This is a genomic window from Terriglobus roseus, assembly GCF_900102185.1.
Taxonomy (GTDB): Bacteria; Acidobacteriota; Terriglobia; order Terriglobales; family Acidobacteriaceae; genus Terriglobus; species Terriglobus roseus_A.
Genome location: NZ_LT629690.1, coordinates 4,447,677 through 4,469,240, shown reverse-complemented (window position 1 = coordinate 4,469,240; position 21,564 = coordinate 4,447,677). Strand labels below are relative to the sequence as shown.

Genomic DNA, 21,564 nt, shown 5'->3' with positions numbered 1-21,564 from the left:
CGCGCCTACAACGACTGCAACTGGCTGCAGCCATAGCAATTGGCGCCATCATGCTGATTGTTGTCGTGCTGCGCGCTTGGCGCGGAGGGATGCTGCCGTGAGCGCGCTTCCCCTTTTGCCAGTCATCGTTGGCCCTACTGCCAGCGGTAAGACCGCACTCTCCCTTGCGCTTGCAGAAAAGCTGGATGGCGAAATCGTCTCCTGCGATTCCGTAGCGGTGTATCAGGAAATGGAGCTGGGCACAGCGAAGCCATCGCGAGAAGAACGCGCGCGGGTGCGGCACCACATGATCGACGTGGTGCCACCCAACGTGGAATACACCGCAGGCGAGTATGGCCGAGCCGCACGCGCGGCTGTGCAGGACATTGCCAGTCGCGGCAAAGTCCCCATCGTGGCCGGTGGAACGGGTCTCTATCTGCGAGCTCTATTGGATGGTTTCAGCCCTGTTCCGCAGCGCGATGAATCTCTTCGCGACAGGCTGCGTGCAGCGATGGAACGTCGCGGCCCCGCCGTGCTGATGCGTGTGTTGCGAAGGCTGGACCCCGCCGCAGCTTCGCGGATTCATGAGAACGACCATCCGAAACTGATTCGTGCGATTGAGGTCTCCGTACTCGAAGGCAGGCCGATGAGTGATGCGTGGCAAGCACGTTCTCCTTCCCCGCTCGAAGGGTTTCGCGTGGTGCAGATGGGGTTGGCTCCAGATCGGGCCGCTTTGTACGAACGCATCAACGCGCGTTGTGCAGCCATGTTTACCGATGGGTTAGTGGAAGAAACACGCGGACTTGTGGCGAAGTACGGAACGGACTGCCGTGCGTTAGGTTCGTTGGGATACGCAGAAGCTCAGGCAGTCTTGCGTGGCGAAATGACCGAAGCCGAAGCCATCGCGAAGGCGCAGACTGGCCATCGCAATTACAGCAAACGCCAGGGCACGTGGTTCCGTCGCGACGCGCGCGTGCAATGGCTACACAGCTTTGGTGGCGATGCGGTGGACGAAGCATTGCGCTTGCTTGCGATCTAAAACCTGACTCTGCGCGATTTTTTATCAACGCTGGCGCGCCATGGCGATACATTGAGAGGCGTCTTCTGCGACTTCGAGATGGATGAGGCATCTGAGGGAAATATGGAATTTCGACAGCTTGGCAACAGTGGTCTTATGGTTCCCGTGCTCTGCTATGGCACTGGCACCTTTGGTGGTTCGAACGAGTTCTTCAAAACGTGGGGTTCCACGGACGTTGAAGAAGCGCGGCAACTGATTGACCAGTGCATGGACGCTGGCGTGAACTTCTTTGACACAGCCGATGTGTATTCCGAAGGCCGGTCGGAGGAGATTCTGGGTGCTGCCATCAAGCATCTGCCTCGTGAAAGCGTGCTGATCAGCACAAAGTCCACCTTCGGCTTTGGCCCCGGGCCGAACGAGAGTGGATCAAGCCGTTACAACATCACGAAGCAGCTTCATGGCAGCCTGAAGCGCCTTCAGACGGACTACATCGACGTCTACCACATGCATGCATTCGATGGTCTGACACCGATTGAAGAGACGCTAAACACACTCGACAAGTTCGTGCGTGAGGGCAAGATCCGCTACATCGCCTGCTCCAACTTCTCCGGCTGGGCGCTGCAGAAGTCTGTGGACATCAGCGAAAAGTATGGATGGGCAAAGTACGCCGCGCACCAGGTGTATTACTCACTGATTGGCCGCGACTATGAGTGGGAACTGATGCAGGTGGGCGATAAGGAAGGTGTCGGCGCACTGATCTGGAGTCCGTTGGGATGGGGACGCCTGACCGGGAAGATTCGCCGTGGACATCCGCCCGCTGCTGGCACTCGCGCCAAAGAAGGCACCGCCGGTGGCCCGGTGGTAGACGATGAATATCTCTACAAAGTGGTGGACGCTCTGGATGCCGTTGCCGCTGAAACAGGCAAGACTGTACCGCAGGTAGCTCTGAACTGGTTGCTGCGCAAGCCAACGGTAAGCAGCCTGGTTATCGGCGCGCGAAACGCTGAGCAGTTGAAGGGCAATCTGGAAGCCGCCAGCTTTGTGTTGACGGAAGAGCAGGTAGCGAAGCTGGACCAAGCCAGCGAGCTACCGAAGCCCTATCCCTACTGGCATCAGGTGCAGTTCTACCATCGCAACCCGCAACCACCTGCCTATCGTTCGTAATACCAGCGGCAGTATCAGTCAAAGAGGAGGCTTCGGGAAACCGAAGTCTTTTCTTTGTCATTGGCATGATATTTCCCAACCAAGCGTGTGTAACGATCATTAGAATCATCTCGACCTAAAAGAGTCCTTATTCTTGCTGCGCCCCGCACCACTTTTCTGCTGCTTGGAGTCCGTTTCTTTCTTTTCCGGTGATTCATGAACGATCGTAGTTGCACGATGTGTCAGCGCGGCAGGCTGAAGCGCAGCAAGCGCCGCGGCTTATTAGAGCGGTATTTCTGGCCACTCTTCGGCCAATATCCATGGCGATGCAATTTTTGCCGCATGCGTGTGCGCCTGTCAGAGCGTGGAACGAAGCGCGAATACGAACGTTCTGACGAATAGGATCACCTTTCAGGCCGACAACGCATGAGGACCTATGGACGTGGCAAAGCCGCTGCGTCCGTGCTGTACTGGAGTGGAATGAGTCCACGTCACAGCGATCCTGCGCATGGCCGTCGTCTGCTGCTGTTTGTGTTGAGCAGTCTTGTATTGTCGAACTTCGTTCCTCGCGTTCTTTTCAAGCTGTTCGGATGGGGCAACCCCGGCTCGATTGGCGGAATGGTGCACGACTTCTGGACCTTTCGCACGTGGACGGATTCCTGGCTGCCCATGATGCGGTCCGTGGATTATTTCCTGCAACACCCCACACTCCCCATCTACTACGCGCCGCTGTACGACACACTGATCTATTCACTGGCTAGCATTCTGCCCCTGTGGGCATTGAAGAAACTAGGCATGGGCGATGTGGCTATGCTGCGTTTTCTCGCTGTGACATCGTGGCTTGCACTGGTGGGCATTGCGGGTGTCGCGCTGGCCATGGGGCACAAGTTTCTAAAAGCGCGCGGCGTACGCATGACGTGGGAAACCATCGTTGCCGTGCTGGCGGCTGTTCTGTTCTGCTATCCACTGCTGAAGGGCTACTCGCTGGGCAATGCACAGACGTACCTGTCGTTTGAATTCGCATTGCTGCTTCTGCTGTGGTCGGAAGGCAAAGAAGCCGCTGGAGGCGTTGTCGGCGCTCTGCTGGCTTTCGTGAAGCCACAATATGCGCTGCTGCTGATCTGGATGGCCGTGCGAAAGCGTTGGAACGCCACGATCGCATTTCTGGCCACATCCGCCGTGCTGCTGCTGTTCTCCGTGATCGTTTTCGGAGTTCATAACAACCTGGATTTTCTGCATGTGCTAGCTGGATTGAGCAAGAAGGCGCAGTCGCACTACGGCAACCAGAGCATGTTCGGTACGCTGAACCGCGCCATTGGCAATGGCGAAAACATCTCCTACACTCCCCTGCTCTACACGCCGTACATCCGCTGGGTGTATCTGACGACGGTGTCGACGGCGCTGGTGCTCATGGGTGCGGTACTGTTGTTTCCGTGGGGCAAGCTGCGTGCATCCGCGGCTGATCTCGCGGCGATGGGCATTGCGTCCGTAGCCGCATCGCCGATGGCATGGGAACATCACTACGGCATCGTCTGCGGCGTGTTTGCGTGGGTCTGGTTCGCCTATGGATGCTGGCAGCATAAACGCCCGTGGGTACTGGGCATCGCCTCGCTGTTCACCATGAATGCGTGGCTGGCATTCAACAAGGCCGCGCCGTATCACGGATGGAATATCATCCAGAGCTACATGTATTTCAGCGCGCTGTTGTTGGTGGTGGTGCTGATGGTGCTGGCGCGGAAGGTCACTCGCGGCGAGGCGGAGCCAGTGATTTAGGGCAGTCGCGGGCGTATACTGGTGAGTGATGCACACTTCCTCTGGCACTCGTTCTGAGCTGTCTTTACGCAGCGATTCCATGGCAGATACCACGCACTCCGCACAGCCCGCGATGCACCCGTACGACACGGCAGATGGACGCCGCATTCGGTCCACTACCGTTCTGTGCGTGCGTCGTAACGGCAAGGTGGTGATGGCCGCCGATGGCCAGGTGACTCTGGGCTCAGCCGTGATGAAATCTGGCGCCAAGAAAATACGTCGGCTGTATCAGGACAAGGTGCTGGCCGGATTCGCGGGATCGACGGCGGATGCGTTCTCGCTGTTCTCGCGCTTCGAGGGCAAGCTGGAGCAGTTTGCCGGAAACCTGCCGCGCGCCGCGGTAGAGCTCGCCAAGGATTGGCGCACCGACAAGATGCTGCGCCAACTTGAGGCGCTGCTGCTGGTCGCCGACAAGGAACACATGTACTTGCTGGGTGGCAATGGCGACGTCATTGAACCGGACATGACCGGCGATGGCGCCATCATGACCATCGGCTCTGGCGGATCGTTCGCGCAGGCTGCGGCGCAGGCATTGCTGGAAAATACAGACCTTTCGGCTCGCGAGATCGTCGAAAAAGGTATGAAGATTGCCGCAGAGATCTGCATCTACACAAACAGCAATATCGCCGTGGAGGAGCTCTAAATGGCCATTTACCTTCCCGGAGTAGCAGAAGACCAGGCCGTTGCGCTGGAAGAGATGACGCCGCGCGAGATCGTTGCGGAGCTGGATAAGTACGTCGTTGGCCAGTACGCAGCGAAGCGTGCAGTCGCTATTGCGCTGCGCAATCGTCAACGCCGGCAGAAGCTGGCACCCGAGCTTGCCGACGAGATCATGCCGAAGAACATCATCATGATCGGCGCGACTGGCGTGGGTAAAACAGAGATTGCGCGACGGTTAGCCAAGTTAACCAATTCTCCATTCCTAAAAGTGGAAGCCAGCAAGTTTACCGAAGTCGGTTACGTGGGCCGCGATGTGGAATCCATCGTTCGCGACCTAGTGGAAACCGGCATTGAGATGGTGCGCGAAGAGAAGCTGGAAGAGATTGAGGACAAGGCGGAGCGTAACGCCGAAGAGCGTTTGCTGGATCTGCTGTTGCCACCTGCTCCCGAGACGCTGAAAGCTGCGCAGGAAAAACCCGCTGATCTTGCGGCAACACCTGCGGTTGCGATTGACTTCGATGCTTCGGCTGAAGCGAAGCCGGAGGAACCCCATACCCAGGAGCGCACACGCGAAAAGCTGCGCCAGCAGTTCCGTGAAGGCAAGCTGGACGACCGCACCGTGGAGCTGGATGCGCGCGACCGCAATCAGCCGCAGTTTGAGATTGTGGGCGTGGGCGGCGCAGAAGATGCTGACGTCAACCTGAAAGACATCCTTCCCGGCCTTTTCGGACCGCGAAAGAGCAAGAAGAAGATGAAGGTCAGCGAAGCCTTCGAATACCTCATCAGCGAGGAAGAAGGCCGCCTGATCGACATGGATCTGGTGACACGCACCGCGATTGAGCGCGTGGAAGATTCGGGCATCGTCTTCCTGGACGAGATCGACAAGATTGCAGGACGCGAAGGTGGCCACGGCCCCGACATCAGCCGCGAAGGCGTGCAACGCGACATTCTGCCCATTGTGGAAGGCACCACCGTCAACACGAAGTACGGATTCGTCTCCACGGACCACATTCTGTTTATCGCCGCTGGCGCGTTCCACGTTTCGAAGCCCAGCGATCTAATCCCCGAGCTGCAGGGCCGCTTCCCTATCCGAGTGGAGCTGCAGTCGCTCACCGTGGAAGACTTCATCCGCATCCTGACGGAGCCGAAGTCGTCACTGGTGAAGCAATCCATTGCTCTGCTGGAGACCGAAGGCTTGAAGCTGGAGTTCCAGCCCGATGCGCTGGAAGAGATGGCGTCGTTTGCGTTCAACGTGAACGAAACCACCGAAAACATAGGCGCGCGTCGTCTGCACACCATCATGGAACGCGTGCTGGACGAGATCAGCTTCCAGGCGCCAGACCTGATCAAGAACGCTCAACCCGCCGTCAATGGTGTTGTGGCACAGGTGGAGCCAAGCACGGTGCAACAACCTCGCGGCGCGGCACAGCCGGAAAACGCGCATCCTCTGCCAGTGCTGGAACGCCAGGTGGAAGGCGGTGTGGAGCGCGTGGTCCTCATCGACCGCGAATACGTTCGACAGCAGGTGGCAGGTATTGTGAAGAATCAGGATCTGAGCCGCTATATCTTGTAGCCGTCGGAGCTTACAGAAACCAGTTAGTACAGCTTTGTACCGCTAACGCTGGCTCTAGCTCAGGTGGAACGATACCCTTCTTCTAATGTCTGCATGCGGCGGCTCTCTTCAAAAAAGAGAGCCGCTTATTTGTTGAGGAGCGGTCATGCGATTCCGTACCTGCGCCCTGCTTGCCTTTCTTTCCCTGAGCGCCAACCTCTTTGGCCAAAAGGTACCGGGCGTGGTCATTGACCACCAACCGCCTGCAAGTCGCGAATATATCGGCTCCCCTTCGATCGTCATTGCGCCGAATGGTGACTACGTCGCTTCGCATGACCTGTTCGGCCCCGGGTCCACCAGCACGGTATCCGCCGTATCGCGAATCTTTCTTTCCCATGACCGTGGTGCGACCTGGACGAAGGTCGCCGAAGTAAACGATCAGTTTTGGTCGAACCTATTTGTGCTGAAAAACCACATCTACCTGATGGGAACCAGCTACGAGTACGGTCGGATCGTCATCCGTGAGTCAGACGACAATGGCAAAACCTGGAGCGACCCCCACTTCCTCACGGAAGACACGGGATACCACACAGCGCCAGTGCCAGTCGTAGTTCATGACGGCAAGATCTACCGGGCATTTGAATACCACCCCAAAGGTCCGTGGGGTTCCTTCCAGGCGTTCCTGATGTGGGCATCGGTAGACAGTGACCTTACGAAGCCCACGAGCTGGACGATGGCAGATCGGCTGTCATTCCCAGTAGGCGACTTCGGTGATACGTGGCTGGAAGGCAACGCCGTGGTCGATCGTGATGGCTCGATGCTGGACATTCTGCGCGTGAACAACGCGTCGCGGGCTGCCGTGCTGAAGTTGGCGGAACACAGCATGAAGCTGGATCGCTTCATGGCCTTTCCCGGCGGCGCAACGAAGTTTTCCATTCGCTTCGATCCTGTGTCGAAGCTGTACTGGACCCTGTCAAACCCCGCGCTGCCAGGAGAGCCCATGGCCGTGAGCTCGCCTGCGAGTGTGCGAAACACACTAGCCCTGATGAGTTCGCCAGACCTGACGCACTGGACACCACGTGAGATTGTGCTGCACCACCCCGAGTCGCGTGTGCACGGCTTTCAATACGTCGATTGGCAGTTCGATGGCAGCGACATCATCGTGGCCTCGCGCACGGCTTTCGACGATGACCAGGGTGCAGCGCACAGTTTTCACGATGCAAACTACCTGACGTTTCATCGCATCGCAGGCTTTCGAAAGAAAGACACGATCAAGCTGGCTGGCGAACCCTTCACCGCCGCGGAAGTATTCACCGATCAGCAGATGCAGAACTGGACCAAAGCCACCACCGCAGACGCTGCAAAGGCCGAGATGGGCGTATATCCACAACCGCTCGGCGGTTATGGAAATCACAGCCTAGGCATCACGACACGCGTGAAGACAGGCGAAGCAGAACAGCACCGCGATTGGGTGGATGTGTTCGTTGCTGTTGCAGGTGAAGCAACGCTGGTAAGCGGAGGGCACCTGGAGAACGCGAGAACCACCGCTCCCGGCGAGCAGAAGGGTACCGCCGTAGTTGGCGGTGTTTCCAAGGTGATGAAGGCAGGAGCGGTAGCCCACATTGATCCGGAGATTGCCCACCAGCTGATCATCCCTGACGGTGGGACCTTTACGTATTTCGTCGTGAAGGTGAAGAAGGATTCCCTGACCAGCCCGAAGTAGTGATATCAACACCCTGCAAAAGTCTGAAAATAGCAGACGGCAGCTTGCCGATTATCGCGCGGCAGGCGTATGCTGCGCGGCAGGGAGGTGTCATTCGCCTTCAGCCCGCCCCTCTGGGCCTGGCCGACCCCGGTTGGTATTGCCGCTCTCGACCGCACCCTCTTGGACCCGCTCCAGACGAGCACCTCTGACGTAGTTCGAGGACGTTAGGAGGTATCCCCATGAGCTTTCTCTCGCACGGCTCTTCCAACCACAACCATCTGTCGCGCAAGATCGGCAAAAAACATAACTCTCTGCACACCGTGACCGCCACCAAACATGAAGAGGGCGATCACACGCAGGGCGAGCGTCCTTTTGCCCCCATCCAGTACGACAAGGACACCCCCCCACCGGCAACCCCGTTTTCCAACTCCATCTTCAAGCTGTAGTAAACGAGAACCTTCCCCGGGGATGTGGCGGCTGGCAGTAATTCAGGACTGCCAGCCGTTAAAATTTTCTCTATATGTGAGCGTATCGCGCTCATATAATCTGCATCTTCATGCTACTATCTGCATCAGATAGTACAGAGGCTGGGCTGCCCTCCTAACGGGTATGGCCTCATAAGATATGCAGGTTCAAGGAGATAGAGAATGACGATCACCCGTTTCACACCGTTTTCGGATGTAGCCGCACTGCAGAACCGGCTGAATTCCATCTTTCATGACTTCTCCCGCCCACAAGCGACGGAGGGCGAGAGCCTGCAGTCTGGCTCTTTCGTTCCGGCGGTAGACATCTATGAGGACGCGCAGAAACTGGCGCTGACCTTCGAGATCCCCGGCATTAAGCCGGAGGATGTGGATGTGCGCGTGGAAAACAACGTGCTGACCGTGAAGGGCGAACGCGCCTTGGCTGGCGAGCAGAAGGAAGAGAACTTCCGTCGCATCGAACGCCGGTTTGGATCGTTCACTCGCAGCTTTACCCTGCCCCAATCGGTGGACACGGAGCAGGTGACTGCGCAGAGCGACAACGGCGTGTTGGTGATTGAGCTGCCGAAAAAGGCAGCCTCACAGCCAAAACAGATCAAGGTTGCCGTCGTTGCAAATCAGATTGAGGCAAAGGAAAACCAGCCTGCCTCAGCCGAACAGAAGGCCGCGTAAGACGGCGATGCAGTTTGCACTCCGCGGAGGTGAGCAGGTCGCGTTGAGTGCTGTGGGGTTGCCGTGAATTGTCCCGGCAACCCCGTTTTTCAGGAGAAGGTAACGCACTAGTATTTCGAGTAACAGGAGTCAGGGGATGGCAATCAAGTGGGACAAGATGACGGTCAAGAGCCAGGAGGCAGTGCAAGCCGCCGGGCAGATGGCCGCGGAGTATGGCAATCCAGAGGTGATGCCGCTGCACCTGTTGGCGGCTCTGCTGGAAGACCGTGAAGGTATTGTGCTGCCGGTGTTAGAAAAAATCGGCGTGCCGGCGCAGCAGTTGTTGACGAGTGTGAATGCCGCGATTGAGCGGTTGCCGAAGATTCAGGGCGCGCAGCAAAATCCCAATGCTGGAGCGGCACTGTCGAAGGTGCTGGAGCAGGCATTTAAGGAAGCCGACAACTTTAAGGATGAGTTTGTTTCAACCGAACATCTTCTGTTGGCATTGGCGCAGCAAAAGGGCGACCCGACGCGTGACGCATTGAGCGCGCTAGGCGCGACGCATGACGCAATTCTGAAGGCGCTGACCAGCGTACGTGGAACACAGCGTGTGACGGACCAGAATCCTGAGGGCAAGTTCCAGGCGCTGGAGAAGTACGGCAAAGATGTAACCAAGCAGGCACGCGAAGGCCGTTTGGACCCCGTCATTGGCCGCGATGAAGAGATTCGTCGTGTGGTGCAGGTGCTTTCGCGTCGTACGAAGAACAACCCCGTTCTTATCGGCGAACCAGGCGTGGGTAAGACTGCGATTGTGGAAGGACTGGCTCGCCGGATCGTGAGCGGTGACGTTCCTGAATCGTTGAAGGATAAGCGCGTTGTGTCGCTCGATCTGGCGAGCATGCTTGCCGGTGCTAAGTATCGCGGTGAGTTTGAAGAGCGTTTGAAGGCCATGCTAAAGGAGATTGAGGAGTCGCATGGACAGATCATTCTGTTCATTGACGAGCTTCATACTCTTGTTGGTGCGGGTGCGAGCGAAGGTGCTGTCGACGCAAGCAACATGCTGAAGCCTGCGCTGGCCCGCGGTGAGCTGCGTGCGATTGGTGCGACCACGCTAAATGAGTTCCGCAAGTACATCGAAAAAGATGCGGCCCTGGAACGTCGCTTCCAGCAGGTGTATGTGGGCGAGCCGAATGTTGAGGACACCATCGCCATCCTGCGGGGATTGAAAGAGAAGTATGAGGCGCATCACAATGTGCGCATCAAGGACTCCGCCATTATTGCTGCGGCAGAGCTTTCGCATCGCTACATCAGCGATCGCTTTCTGCCGGACAAGGCAATTGACCTTGTGGACGAGGCCGCGGCTTCGCTGGCAATCCAAATCGGCTCAGTTCCTGAAGAGATCGATGCGATTGATCGTCGCGTGATGAGTCTTCAGATTGAGAAGACGGCTCTTGCGCGCGAGACAGATGACAACAGCAGGGCTCGCCTCGAAGATGTGGAGCGCGAACTCGCCGAACTTAACGAGAAGGCAAGTGGCCTGCGTGCGAAGTGGCAGCATGAGCGCGATGCTATCGGTCGCATCACCGATCTAAAGAAACAGGTAGAGAACCTGCGGTTCGAAGCAGAGGATCAGACGCGTCGCGGCAACTACGAACGTGCTGCTGCGATTCAGTATGGCGATCTGCCAAAGGCTGAAGCAGAACTGAAGTCGCTGGAAGGCGAGCAGGATGCCATCAAGGCCGGTGCGTCTGCGCGCATGCTGAAGGAAGAAGTGGATGAAGAGGACATTGCGGAGATTGTTTCGCGGTGGACCGGCATCCCCGTCAGCAAGATGCTCGAAGGCGAAGTGCAGAAGCTGGTGCAGATGGAGAAGCGTCTGCAAGAGCGCGTCATTGGCCAAGACGAAGCATTGGTCGTGGTTGCAAATGCTATTCGTCGTTCGCGCGCAGGTCTCAGCGATCCGAAGCGGCCGATTGGTTCGTTCATCTTCCTTGGGCCCACAGGCGTAGGCAAGACAGAGACGGCGCGTGCACTTGCTGAGTTCCTGTTCGATGACGATCAGGCGATGGTGCGCATCGACATGAGCGAGTACATGGAGAAGCACGCCGTGGCACGCTTAATTGGCGCGCCTCCGGGATATGTGGGCTTTGATGAAGGCGGTCAACTCACCGAAGCAGTGCGCCGTCGGCCTTATTCGGTTGTGTTGTTCGATGAAATCGAAAAAGCACATCCGGATGTGTTCAACGTGCTGCTGCAGGTATTGGATGACGGCCGTCTGACCGACAGCAAAGGACGTACGGTGGACTTCAAAAACACTGTGCTGATTCTGACGAGCAACATTGGTGCGAATGCTCTGACGACCGCGTGGGCTGAAGGTCCGCAGGGCTTTGACGATGCGAAGCAACGTGTGCTGGACGAGTTGAAAAAGCACTTCCGTCCGGAGTTCCTGAACCGTGTGGACGACATTGTTGTCTTCCATGCGCTGGGCGAGGATCAACTGACACACATCATTGATCTGCGTTTGCATGAGCTGGAGAACCTGCTGAAGGATCGTAAGATCACGCTGGAACTGACGCCGGAAGCACGGCATCTGGTCTTCGCAACGGGATACGACCGAGCCTATGGTGCGCGACCGTTGAAGCGTGCAATTCAGCGGCTTGTGCAAGATCCATTGGCGATCAAGATCCTGAACGGCGAAGTTCGTCATGGCGATCACGTTCGCGTGGAAGCCGCAGGGCAGAATCTCGCCTTCAACGTCACGGGGCACACATCGGAACCCGCGGATCTACCAACTACAGCCTGAACTCAACGGAAGCAAAAAGCCCCGGCAAATCGCCGGGGCTTTTGTAATTTGGTCAGACAGCGTTGTTCACGCAAATCTTACGGCACTTTTAGTTGCTTGTGCGTGGAGTAAGACGATAGAGCACCAGATACTGGTGAATCTCATCCGGCATCGCAGTCCATCGCTCAATCTCTCGAGCATCGTAACGGTTCGTGATAGCAGGTGAAAGAGACGCCTCTTGCGGTACCCATGCCGCATACCATCCGAGAGGGTTCTGCTGCAGAAGCACATCTAAATTCTGTGTGGGCCACGTGGGATTCCAGGTGTGAATACCGGAGTAAAGAGCAAGGTCGTCACTGGAAGGCGACGCGAGAACAGTGGGCACACCGGTATCCGCCTTCATGTGTCGAGCGATAGAAAGGGACGCATCGCGAAAGGTGTATGTGGGGTGCGCGATCCAGCGGAGGGTGGAAATCGTCATGATGATAGCCGCAAGAGCAAGCACCACCGTGAAGATGGGAAAACAAACTCGGGAGTGCTGCATCCGCTGCACTCCAATAGCTAGCATGCACGTGAGCAGGAATGCGCACGGAGCGTAATAACGCTGTGAGAGCCACCCATGCCAGCCAATGTAGAAGACGTAGCATGCAACAGCGAGTGCAGAGGCACGAAACAACGGCTGAGACCACAGGTCGCGAAACCACCATAGTGACATCAGCAGCAGTACGAGTACAAGCACCGCTACATACGGATCGACAACACGAAGATCGGCTAATGCGATCGCTAGTTTTTCCGGAAGAATACGGAGATTAGCGTGATACGCATTGATGTGGAAGATGTTGCGGAAGTCAGCGATATAGTGCGGCCGAACGAGCAAGAGGAAATACGCTCCCATTAGCAGCGATGCTATCGCGATGGCTAGCCCCGGAATCGCAAGTGTACAAGGATTACGAACTGTTGTTCGAAGAGGGACTCCAGGATTGCACGAGTCCATCAGGAAAAGTAACATGGCTGGCGCCAGAGTGAGAGCTGTGGTCTTCGTAAGCAGCATGGCGCAGAGAACGACTCCTACGGCCGCTGCACGTACCCAGGAAGATAAGCGCAGGGTGCAAATAAAAAGGCCCAGGAAAAACAGGAAGATCACCAGAGGCTCAAGGAAGGCCATACGTGCGAATGCATAGTTATAAGGACAAAGCAGGAAGAGCAAGATTGCGATCATGCACGTAGTTTCGGACACCGTTCGGCGCAGCAGGGAGTACAGCATCAAAAGCGAGCCCCCCATAAGAAGCACGGCAAGAACTCGCTCGGAAACCATGCTGCAACCAACAATCGCAAACCACAAGCGCATGAGAGCGGGCCACACCGGAAGTGCTACAACGGGGTTAAATCCGCTTGGGAAATACCAACGCCCTGTTAGCACATGCTGAATTGCCGCGGATGTATACCATCCTTCATCGGTGTAGCGCGCCCAATCGTTCCAACGCACAAACGCGGGAAAGTCCGCCCCGAGATGAACGAAGTAGAGCGCATAGACGCTTGCGATGAGCAGTACTAACAGAGCTTGAATTTTCTTCAACGATTCTCCTTGGCCGAAAACGCCACGGAAACGAATTCCCCACCCAATGCGAGGCCTAGAGGTGTAATTGTGGCGTGGTCTTGTTCCAATGCTGAATCCAGCCAGTCCCATCCGCTACCGGGATAAACGATCATTAAATGCGGGCCGGGTTGGCTGCGGAGATCTTCGTATTGTTCGATACGGTAGCCCGTGAAATGTTGCATGTGTTCTGCTGTGAGCGACTGGGTGTCATGATGCGCGAGGGCAATCTCCAACGGTGCGGAGTAAACCAGCGCGATGCGGCTACGCACGGCAGGATCTGCAATCGCGTTTCCTAACTCATCGAAGTGGCCCATGTTCTGGATATAGATAGGACCCGAGAGCGCCGCTGCGTGCGCAATCGTCAACATCTGTAGCGATGGTCTTTGCAGTCGGGCATTTGCTGCACGTGAGAAGCCCGCGCCGACAAGTAGCAGCAGCACAATTCCGACCAGGGCACGTGCACGAAATGCGTTGCGCTCAATTGGCGTAATGGCAATTGCAATGAGAACGGAAAGCCCCAGAATTGCCGGCAGGATGTAACGCACCTCGATGGAATGCGTGACGAAGCGCGCCAGCAGAAAGCCGAAGAAGGGAAGTATCGCAAGTACCAAAAGGAACGCCTTCTCAGCCAGCGGTACAGTCGGATCGTTCGCGCGAAAACGAACGAGGATTGCACCGACGAGAACCAATGCCGCCACCACAAGAAGCACGATGAGGATGTGCTGCGCCCGCAACGAATACTGCGTGTAATTCAGAAAGAGTGCGCGATAAGACTGCGTGACGGCATGCAGTCCGATCTTGCCCACGTTGTAATAGTGCTTACGAAATTCTCCTGCGCCTTTTTGGAACGGCAACGTGAGCAACGCTCCTGCTGACCCGATCGCAATGGCGAAGAACATGGGCCAATCGATGCGACGACGCTGCACGATGCGCACCAGCTCCGCCGTATACAACGGCAGCAGTAGCAGAATCGCAAAGTAGTGCGTGTTCAACGCAAGCGCCAGTGATGCAGCAAGAGCAATCAACCATCCGGTACGCTGCGGATCGCGCGTGCCATGTTGATAGGCGAGCAATAACAGCGCTCCGAGCCCCAGGAGAACACCGTAAGGCCGCGCCTGCTGCGCGTAAAAAAGCGTTGCTGTAAGAGCAGGGATAATGGCAGCAATAAATCCCGCGAAGTTTCCTGCAATGCGTTTCGCCACAAAGTACAGGCAAACCTGCATCAATAGAAAACCAAGCAACGAGGGTAAGCGGATAGCAAATGCCGTTGCACCGAAGAGCGATGTAGAGGCGTGTCCGAGCAGATGATAGAAGAGCGGGTCCAGCGAGATGGGGTAATGTCGCTGAACCTCTACCAGCTTGCTGATGGAAGATACTGTGTCCGTCTGGAAGACGAACCATTCGTCCTGATCAAGCGGACGATAGTGGCCCCAGGCAAGCGCGCTGGCTGCCGTGAGAATAAGAACGACAATAAGCAGGGTGCGGCTGAATCGGCTCTCAGACGCTGCTGTCATGCCACCTCGCCGATGAAGCCCATATCATTTCGCAACTGCGCCTGAGGAACGGGTGCGGTCACCGCAGGCGAAGAGGGAAGCGTGGGATTGAAGAATTCCTCAAGCCGCGGCAGGCGGATGAAGAGCAGAATCGCCATTACCAGCGACGTGGCAACGAACGAAGCCATCAGCAGCGGTTCACGATAAAGCTTTTCCGGATTCTGCACAGCGGATTGCGGTTTGAACGCAATCTGCAGATAGATGGCCATGGTGAAGGCCACCAGCGGGAAGCCGAGAATCAATTCCATGCGGTAACGGATGATGAATGCGCCCAAAAAGAGCATGGCCGTGGAAGCGTAGAACAGGACCGACACCAGCAAGCGTTCCGGGGTGTAGTGCTGGAAGCTCTTACGATACGAGCCCGCGACGGCGCGGTCGCCAATCTCATTCAGCTCACTGAAGCGCTTCAGCGCCATGAAGTAGCAGCCGATCATCCAATACGCAACGAGCAGGGAAACCGGCGGCACCAGCACTGCCGTTACGGCATACCAACCCAACAACATGCGCAACGGGTTGTTGACCGACTCAGTCAGCACGTCCACGTAAGGCTTGTCTTTGGTGCGAACCGGCGGGAAGTTGTACAGGCAGCCCATGATCCAGAGGATCAGGGCTACAAGAGTGAACATTTTCCCGATGAAGAACCAGCCAATGGCCAAGCCTACAAGCATCATGCAGAGCCACTGTATATAGGCCACGGGGATGTTCACCAGGCCGCGCGCTGCCGGACGGTTCTTCTTAGTTGGGTGCAAACGATCGAAAGGCGCGTCCAGCACTTCATTGATGACATAGTTGCTGCACGCCACCAATGTGATGGAAAAGAACGCCAGAATTAGCCGAACAATTAGGGAGCGATCCAGCAGCGCGGGGTAAGCACTGAGTGGGACGATCACGCCCGGCAGGACAAACAGGTTTTTGATGGAGTGATCTAACCGCGCAATGGCGATGTGAGCGCGAACGCGCTCTCCCAGAGACACAGTCGGTTTCAAGGCGTCATTCATGATGGCGTGGGGACTCCAATCTTTCGCCTTAGGCTACCATCCTGTGGTTGTGCCCTTGTGAAAAGTGAGCCGTCTAACAAGCCTGAGATAATCAAAGGATGTCGATGTTCCCTCGCACCGCGCGTTTTTCTGCACTTCTTCTGCTGGCTGCCAGCACTATCCTTAGCAGCGGTTGCCGTGCCCAGGCTGGCGCGGACGCTATGAAGATGTCGCCGGAACTAACGCGCCGCGTCGCACTACTGATCCGCACGAAGGCCCAGTTGCCGTTCACTTATGACGTGAAGGTGGGTGACCGCCGCCCCAGCCCCGTTACGGGCTATGACCAGATCACCGTCTCGATTGGCGAATATGGCAAGCCCCTGAAGCCGATGGCCTTCCTCATCAGCAAGGACAACCAGTCGCTGGCGCAGATGAACACCTTCGATCTGTCCAAGGATCCTTCGACTATCACCAGCGATGCGGGACGCCCCTCGCGCGGCGGCAGCGAGAAGGCTCCCGTCAAAATCGTGGTGTATGACGACCTGGAATGCCCATACTGCGCCCGTATGCATGCGCAGATGTTCCCGGCGATCACGAACCGATATGGCGACAATGTCCGCATTGTGTACAAGGACTTCCCTCTGACCCAGATTCATCCCTGGGGACTGCACGCAGCGGTAAACGCCGACTGTCTGGCAGACCAGAGTCCCAAGGCCTACTGGAACTACGTGGATTACATGCACAGCCACCTGGATACCGTAGGCATTGATCCAGACGCGAAAGACAAGGACAACAATAAGACCCTGCCCGTGGCGTTGAAGCAGCTGGACCGCGCTGCGCTGGATGAAGGCACGAAGCAGAAGCTGGACATGAAGCGCCTGAATGCCTGCGTGGACAAGCAGGATGAAACCGGCGTCAAGGCCTATATGAAAGAAGGCGAGGGGCTGAACGTTAACGGTGTTCCCGCGCTGTTCATCAATGGCGAAATGATTACCGGCGCCGTGCCGATCGAGTTTGTTTATCGTGCCGTTGATGACGCCCTGCTGGCACAGGGAGTCACACCTCCACCCGCAGTTCCGCTGCCCTCGCTGGACGCTCCCGCGGCTTCCACCGAAACTCCGGCGGCTAAATAATGTTTCGTGAATCTGCACAGCTTCTGCCGCAACCGTGCGCTCCGGGCGCGAAGGCGTTACCATTGCACCGGATGCTTCTAAAGACCGCACATCGCGCCACCTGGGTGTTTTCTGCCCTCAGTCTTTTCACCGTTGTCGCCACCGTAGGGTGCAAGAAGGAACACGGAGCGGACGTGGTCGCCAGCGTGAATGGCCACGCCATCATGCGTTCTGAGCTGGACCGCACCTACGACGATCAGGAGCGCGGCAAGCAGGATCAACAGCCCATCACGGAAGAACAGGCCAAGAGCGACAAGCTGACCATTCTCCGCACGCTCATCGACGCGGAGATTACTGAGCAGCGCGCTGCCAAGATGAACCTGACGGCCACCAATGAAGAAGTGGACGCCAAGTTGACGGAGATGAAGAGCCACTACACCGAAGAGCAGTTCAACCAGATGCTCAAGGAAAGTGGACGGTCGCTGGACGAAGTACGTCGTGACCTGCGCAAGTCCATTACGCTGGAAAAGCTGTTTAACAAAGAGATCAACAGCAAAATCAACGTGACCGATGGCGAAGTCTCCAACTTCTACAACGCGCACAAGGCTGATTTCAACCTGATTGAGAACAAGATCCACCTTGCCCAGATTGTGGTGACGAACCAGCCATCGCAGCAGGCGGGCGGAACGAATCTGCAGGGCAGCAAGGCGGGCAACGACACCGATGCTCGCAAAAAGATCGCCACGCTGAAGGCACAGTTAGACAGCGGCGCAGATTTCAGCGCGCTGGCCGCGAACTACTCCGAAGATCCTCAGACCGCTTCCAACGGCGGCGACATGGGCTTTATCTCTGAATCGCAACTGCGACAGGACACGCAGGTGTGGGATGCGGTGAGCAAGCTGAAAGCGGGCGAGAACACGGCCATCATCACGATCACGCCTCCGGGATCAAAGCAGCCTGTTGGCTACTCGATCATCCACCTGGTAAGCCGCGAGGCCGCAGGACAGCGCGATCTGAATAATCCGGCAGTTCAGCAGAGCATCCGCGATCAGATTCGTAACACTCGCAGCCAGCTCCTGCGCAGCGCTTACATTGAAATGCTGCGTGATCAGGCCAAGGTGGAAAACTACTACGCGGAAGACATCTTCAAGGCGGGTTCAGGCGCTTAGAGATTGCGGTTTCAATCCATATAAAAAGGCTCGGCATATGCCGAGCCTTTTTTACTCGCTTGTCTTGATTAGAACTGCAGATCGGCAGCGTGTGCGTCGAACTTCGTGGCATCAATGCCCGGTACTTTCTTAAGGTCATCGATGGTCTTGAAGTTGCCGTTCTTATCGCGGTAGGCCACCAGTGCCTTCGACTCGTCGTCGGTCAGTCCCAGATCCGTAACGAGCTGGGCTGCAGGTTCTGTGTTCACTGCAATCTTGTGTGCTGCAGCGGCAGCAGGTGCGGCTGCGCCAGCGCTGTCCAGACCGTAGTTCTTCGTGACGTAGTCCAGAATGGCCTGGAAATCTTCATCGGAGCCAGTAGCGCCATAACCCACCATCTTGGTGATGGTCGCCGTCCATCCATCACGGTCCTTGTGCTGGCCAGTGATGTTGGTGATGGAGTGACACTTGGTGCAGGTGGCCACGGTGATGTCTTTGCCGGGGCCGGCGGGCATCTGGTCCGCAGCCGACTGAGCGGAGACGGCGCTGCCCAGGGAAACGCCCCAGACCAGCAGCGGAAGGCCAAACGTCAAGCTAAGAAGTACCGGCTTTACATGCTTCATGTGTTCTCTGTCACCCGTAAAAAGAAATTACAAACAATGAAGACCCGGGGCGCGGTCGTGCGTTGCGGTCAGCGGGCCAAGCGGCAATGCACCTATGCTTCCGCCTGATAGCAGGCGGAAAACTCACAGTTGAATTGCAGCGGTTATTCCGACGCGTCCAGTGTATCGCGTTTTATCCGCGCTTTTTGATGCGGGGACGCGCCGTTCCGCGCGCTGCATGCGGTTCACTGCTGGATTCTCGCACCACAAGCGTTGCAGGCAGGCGGACCGTCTCAAGCGGCAGTGGCGTCTCGCCGCTGTTGCGAATACGGCGTAAAAGAACCTGTACAGCTCGCGCGCCGATATCTGCCGCAGGCTGAACAACCGTCGTGATGCCCGGACGGAAAAAGTCTTCGCCGTTGAGCTCATCAAAACAAACCACTGCCACATCACGCGGAGTTTCCAGGCCAAGCGCATACAGCGCCTTCAACATGCCCAGCCCGGTGACGCCGTTGGTGGCGAAGATCGCCGTGGGACGTTCGCGCGATCCAAGAAGCCCCTCCTGGCAGACGCGTGCAATTTCCCCTTGCTGGAAACCCGCCTGCCAAACGAGACGTTCGCGCACCTGCAGACCGTGGTGCTGCATGGCGGTACGGTAGCCGCGAAGGCGCGCCTGTTCGTTGCGCAGTGTCGGCGGGCCGGTGATGACGGCGATCTCGCGATGGCCGCGTTCCACCAGATGTGAGACAGCCATGGCGGCCGCGCGTGCGTCGTCCACGCAGACCGAGTCCACAGCCAGACCTTCGGGGAGACGATCAAGGCAGACGAGCGGCGCCTGTGCGGTGACAGACGCTGCCTGTTCCTTTGACCATCCATGTCCACCCGCAGCCACAAGCAACGTTCCTTCACTGCGCTGTGAGCGCAGCAACTCCAGCATGGCGCTTTCGCGCTCGTGATCGTTTTCGCTATCGAGCACCATCAGGAAGTAGCCCGCTTCACGCGCGGCGGATTCGGCACCGCGAATGATGTGCGGATAGAACGGCACGGTGATGTCCGGCACAACAATGCCGAGGGTATGCGTGCGATTGGTGCGGAGGCTGCGTGCGATCAGGTTCGGCTGGTAGTTGAGCTCGCGGATGGCTGCAAGCACGCGTTGGCGCGCTGCTTCACTGACACCGGGGACACCGTTGACAACATTCGAAACCGTTCCGGCGGAGACGCCTGCCAGCTTGGCCAGCTCTTTTTGCGTAGGTGCCATTCAAAAGGGAATTGTAGCGTCTTAGAGCACGAAAGCCACATTTGCTGCTCGAAAGAAGAGCGAACATAGCGTTCGCCCCTCATTTGTTTCGCTTTTAGAAGGCTGTCCTCAGCGTCGCAGCCCATTCCGCAATGCTCTGTGCGTCAGCGGAGTTTTCCAACGCGGCCATCTGCACTGCGAAATTGCCCAGTGTGGACGACTCCACAGCACCGCGGACAACTTCCAATCCGGTTGCCTGTGCCGTGAGCCGATTCAGCACCTCGTTGCGGCTGCCGCCGCCCACAATGTAGACCTTCTTCAGCTTCTTGCCGGTGATGGATGCGATGGCGTCCAGCACCTCTGCATAACGGAAGGCGAGGCTGTGCAGGATCAGCGCGGTCATACCCGGTGCATCTTCGGGATAAGGCGAAAGCGTGGGGCGGCCGTTCTCTTCAAGCTGGCGATTGATGCGCGCAGGCATGTCGCCAGGCAGCAGAAGATCTGGCGCATCGACATTGATCAGGTATTGCGGACGCCCCAATGCTTCGGCTAGCGGTAGGAGTTCTTCGAATGTCCAATCGCGGCCCGCCTCGCGCCACGCGTCCAGGCAGTTGCGTAGAAGCCACATGCCATTGACATTTTTGTGGAAGAGAATGCGGCCACCAGCGCCACCAAAGTTGGTCAGGTTCTCGTCGCGCGCGGGCTGAGAGTTATTTGGCTCATGCAGCAGCGTTCCAACGAGAGACCACGTGCCGCTTGAGATGTAAGCCCAATCCTCTGCCGCATCGGGAATGCCGGCGATGGCAGATGCAGTGTCGTGGCAGCAGGGCGCAATGAGTTGCGTATCTCGGAATGCAGGCACCAATGCGAGCGGCCCTGCAAGTTTGCCTACGATGGTTCCCGGCGGCACGATGGGCGAAGCCATCTCAGGATCGAGGTCAAGCTTTTCAAAAATGCCCGTGGCCCATTCGCCGCGATGCAGGTCGATGAGCTGAGTGTGCGTAGCGTTGGTGTACTCGCTTACCGCCCGGCCGCCCAGACGATGGAGTATGTACTCGGGCAGATGCAGCCAACGCGTCTGCGGCAGACCCGCCATCTTATCCGCGTAAAGCTGGTAAAGCGTGTTGATGCGCATGATGCCGATGGCAGTAAGGACGCGCATCTGCGATGCGGGAAGAATCTCGTGAACAGCACCTTCGCTGGCAATGTTGCGGACATCGCGGTAGCAGTACGGATCGCCAATGGCCGCGCCACTTTCATCAAGACGTGCATAGTCCACGGCCCAGCCATCGACGGCGATAGAACGAATGCCTTCCGTGGCAATCTCCGCGCACTTCTTCAGGCCTTCATCCAGGCCTGCTTCAATCTGTGTGAGGTTCCAGCGAAGCCCTTCCGATGTTTCCATAGCGTTGTTGAGGAAACGATGCACCAGTGTGCTCTGCGGGCCATTCGCCGTCCAGCGCAGCAGCGAGACGCGGCAGCTTTCCGCTCCAAGATCAATGGCAACGAGTGCGCGTGTGTCGGTAGGTGTCACTGGGTGCTTCTCCATAAGGG

General features: G+C 57.2%; 17 protein-coding genes. 11 read left to right on the top strand and 6 right to left on the bottom strand.

The genetic code is table 11. The annotated features are described in order from the left end of the window. Positions 1–97: 97 nt before the first annotated feature. The 9 genes from miaA (at position 98) to clpB (ending at position 11,805) form a co-directional block, all read left to right on the top strand. Complete coding sequence (miaA, locus tag BLT38_RS18630; RefSeq protein ID WP_231966620.1) at positions 98–1,018, top strand: tRNA (adenosine(37)-N6)-dimethylallyltransferase MiaA; 921 nt, start codon at positions 98–100, stop codon at positions 1,016–1,018. Positions 1,019–1,120: 102 nt separating this feature from the next. Beyond that, positions 1,121–2,161 carry an aldo/keto reductase gene (locus tag BLT38_RS18625; protein ID WP_083347193.1) on the top strand — a complete coding sequence of 347 codons (1,041 nt, stop codon included), beginning with the start codon at positions 1,121–1,123 and terminating at the stop codon, positions 2,159–2,161. A gap of 459 nt (positions 2,162–2,620) precedes the next feature. Continuing rightward, positions 2,621–3,913: a glycosyltransferase family 87 protein gene (locus BLT38_RS18620; protein ID WP_172838350.1), complete on the top strand. Its 1,293-nt coding sequence runs from the start codon at positions 2,621–2,623 to the stop codon at positions 3,911–3,913. Positions 3,914–4,025: 112 nt separating this feature from the next. Further along, the gene (gene hslV, locus BLT38_RS18615) at positions 4,026–4,595 is read left to right on the top strand and encodes an ATP-dependent protease subunit HslV (protein ID WP_156785314.1); all 570 of its coding nucleotides are present in this window, start codon (positions 4,026–4,028) and stop codon (positions 4,593–4,595) included. After that, a complete protein-coding gene (hslU, locus tag BLT38_RS18610; RefSeq protein ID WP_083346529.1) occupies positions 4,596–6,185 on the top strand; it encodes an ATP-dependent protease ATPase subunit HslU in 1,590 nt (529 codons plus the stop codon). A 145-nt stretch (positions 6,186–6,330) separates the two neighbouring features. Continuing rightward, entirely contained in the window at positions 6,331–7,887 is a 1,557-nt protein-coding gene (locus BLT38_RS18605) for a sialidase family protein (protein ID WP_197674908.1), read from the top strand. A 221-nt stretch (positions 7,888–8,108) separates the two neighbouring features. Further along, a complete protein-coding gene (locus BLT38_RS18600; protein ID WP_083346528.1) occupies positions 8,109–8,315 on the top strand; it encodes a hypothetical protein in 207 nt (68 codons plus the stop codon). 201 nt (positions 8,316–8,516) lie between these two features. Then, complete coding sequence (locus BLT38_RS18595) at positions 8,517–9,023, top strand: Hsp20/alpha crystallin family protein (RefSeq protein ID WP_083346527.1); 507 nt, start codon at positions 8,517–8,519, stop codon at positions 9,021–9,023. A gap of 136 nt (positions 9,024–9,159) precedes the next feature. Then, positions 9,160–11,805, top strand: a complete 2,646-nt coding sequence (gene clpB, locus BLT38_RS18590; protein WP_083346526.1) for an ATP-dependent chaperone ClpB — start codon at positions 9,160–9,162, stop codon at positions 11,803–11,805. 88 nt (positions 11,806–11,893) lie between these two features. On the opposite strand, the gene BLT38_RS18585 is transcribed toward clpB, so the two are convergent. Genes BLT38_RS18585 through BLT38_RS18575 form a run of 3 tightly spaced genes read right to left on the bottom strand, consistent with a single transcriptional unit; the run spans position 11,894 to position 15,932 of the window. Further along, positions 11,894–13,360 (bottom strand): glycosyltransferase family 39 protein, encoded by a 1,467-nt coding sequence (locus tag BLT38_RS18585; RefSeq protein ID WP_172838349.1) that lies wholly within the window; start codon positions 13,358–13,360, stop codon positions 11,894–11,896. Continuing rightward, positions 13,357–14,895 (bottom strand): glycosyltransferase family 39 protein, encoded by a 1,539-nt coding sequence (locus BLT38_RS18580; RefSeq protein WP_083346524.1) that lies wholly within the window; start codon positions 14,893–14,895, stop codon positions 13,357–13,359. Before BLT38_RS18580 ends, BLT38_RS18585 begins: the two co-directional genes overlap by 4 nt. After that, a complete protein-coding gene (locus BLT38_RS18575; RefSeq protein WP_083346523.1) occupies positions 14,892–15,932 on the bottom strand; it encodes a UbiA prenyltransferase family protein in 1,041 nt (346 codons plus the stop codon). Before BLT38_RS18575 ends, BLT38_RS18580 begins: the two co-directional genes overlap by 4 nt. 104 nt (positions 15,933–16,036) lie before the next feature. Here BLT38_RS18575 and BLT38_RS18570 point away from each other — a divergent pair, with 104 nt between their 5' ends. Together BLT38_RS18570 and BLT38_RS18565 are read left to right on the top strand one after the other, a co-directional pair. Then, positions 16,037–17,044: a DsbA family protein gene (locus tag BLT38_RS18570; protein ID WP_231966619.1), complete on the top strand. Its 1,008-nt coding sequence runs from the start codon at positions 16,037–16,039 to the stop codon at positions 17,042–17,044. Between the two features lie 71 nt (positions 17,045–17,115). Continuing rightward, positions 17,116–18,192: a SurA N-terminal domain-containing protein gene (locus tag BLT38_RS18565; protein WP_083347192.1), complete on the top strand. Its 1,077-nt coding sequence runs from the start codon at positions 17,116–17,118 to the stop codon at positions 18,190–18,192. 68 nt (positions 18,193–18,260) lie between these two features. Here BLT38_RS18565 and BLT38_RS18560 read toward each other — a convergent pair whose 3' ends face one another. The 3 genes from BLT38_RS18560 to BLT38_RS18550 form a co-directional block, all read right to left on the bottom strand. Then, positions 18,261–18,794 carry a helix-hairpin-helix domain-containing protein gene (locus tag BLT38_RS18560; protein WP_083346521.1) on the bottom strand — a complete coding sequence of 178 codons (534 nt, stop codon included), beginning with the start codon at positions 18,792–18,794 and terminating at the stop codon, positions 18,261–18,263. A gap of 172 nt (positions 18,795–18,966) precedes the next feature. Next, a complete protein-coding gene (locus BLT38_RS18555) occupies positions 18,967–20,031 on the bottom strand; it encodes a LacI family DNA-binding transcriptional regulator (RefSeq protein WP_083346520.1) in 1,065 nt (354 codons plus the stop codon). Positions 20,032–20,125: 94 nt separating this feature from the next. After that, a complete protein-coding gene (locus BLT38_RS18550; protein WP_083346519.1) occupies positions 20,126–21,544 on the bottom strand; it encodes a rhamnulokinase in 1,419 nt (472 codons plus the stop codon). Between the last annotated feature and the right edge of the window lie 20 nt (positions 21,545–21,564).

Bases quoted from the DNA above. Each gene is read 5' to 3' on its own strand.
- BLT38_RS18625 (WP_083347193.1), top strand. From the start codon at position 1,121: ATGGAATTTCGACAGCTTGGCAACAGTGGTCTTATGGTTCCCGTGCTC.
- BLT38_RS18620 (WP_172838350.1), top strand. From the start codon at position 2,621: ATGAGTCCACGTCACAGCGATCCTGCGCATGGCCGTCGTCTGCTGCTG.
- hslV (WP_156785314.1), top strand. From the start codon at position 4,026: ATGCACCCGTACGACACGGCAGATGGACGCCGCATTCGGTCCACTACC.
- hslU (WP_083346529.1), top strand. From the start codon at position 4,596: ATGGCCATTTACCTTCCCGGAGTAGCAGAAGACCAGGCCGTTGCGCTG.
- BLT38_RS18605 (WP_197674908.1), top strand. From the start codon at position 6,331: ATGCGATTCCGTACCTGCGCCCTGCTTGCCTTTCTTTCCCTGAGCGCC.
- BLT38_RS18600 (WP_083346528.1), top strand. From the start codon at position 8,109: ATGAGCTTTCTCTCGCACGGCTCTTCCAACCACAACCATCTGTCGCGC.
- BLT38_RS18595 (WP_083346527.1), top strand. From the start codon at position 8,517: ATGACGATCACCCGTTTCACACCGTTTTCGGATGTAGCCGCACTGCAG.
- clpB (WP_083346526.1), top strand. From the start codon at position 9,160: ATGGCAATCAAGTGGGACAAGATGACGGTCAAGAGCCAGGAGGCAGTG.
- BLT38_RS18580 (WP_083346524.1), bottom strand. From the start codon at position 14,895: ATGACAGCAGCGTCTGAGAGCCGATTCAGCCGCACCCTGCTTATTGTC.
- BLT38_RS18575 (WP_083346523.1), bottom strand. From the start codon at position 15,932: ATGAATGACGCCTTGAAACCGACTGTGTCTCTGGGAGAGCGCGTTCGC.
- BLT38_RS18570 (WP_231966619.1), top strand. From the start codon at position 16,037: ATGTTCCCTCGCACCGCGCGTTTTTCTGCACTTCTTCTGCTGGCTGCC.
- BLT38_RS18565 (WP_083347192.1), top strand. From the start codon at position 17,116: ATGCTTCTAAAGACCGCACATCGCGCCACCTGGGTGTTTTCTGCCCTC.
- BLT38_RS18560 (WP_083346521.1), bottom strand. From the start codon at position 18,794: ATGAAGCATGTAAAGCCGGTACTTCTTAGCTTGACGTTTGGCCTTCCG.
- BLT38_RS18555 (WP_083346520.1), bottom strand. From the start codon at position 20,031: ATGGCACCTACGCAAAAAGAGCTGGCCAAGCTGGCAGGCGTCTCCGCC.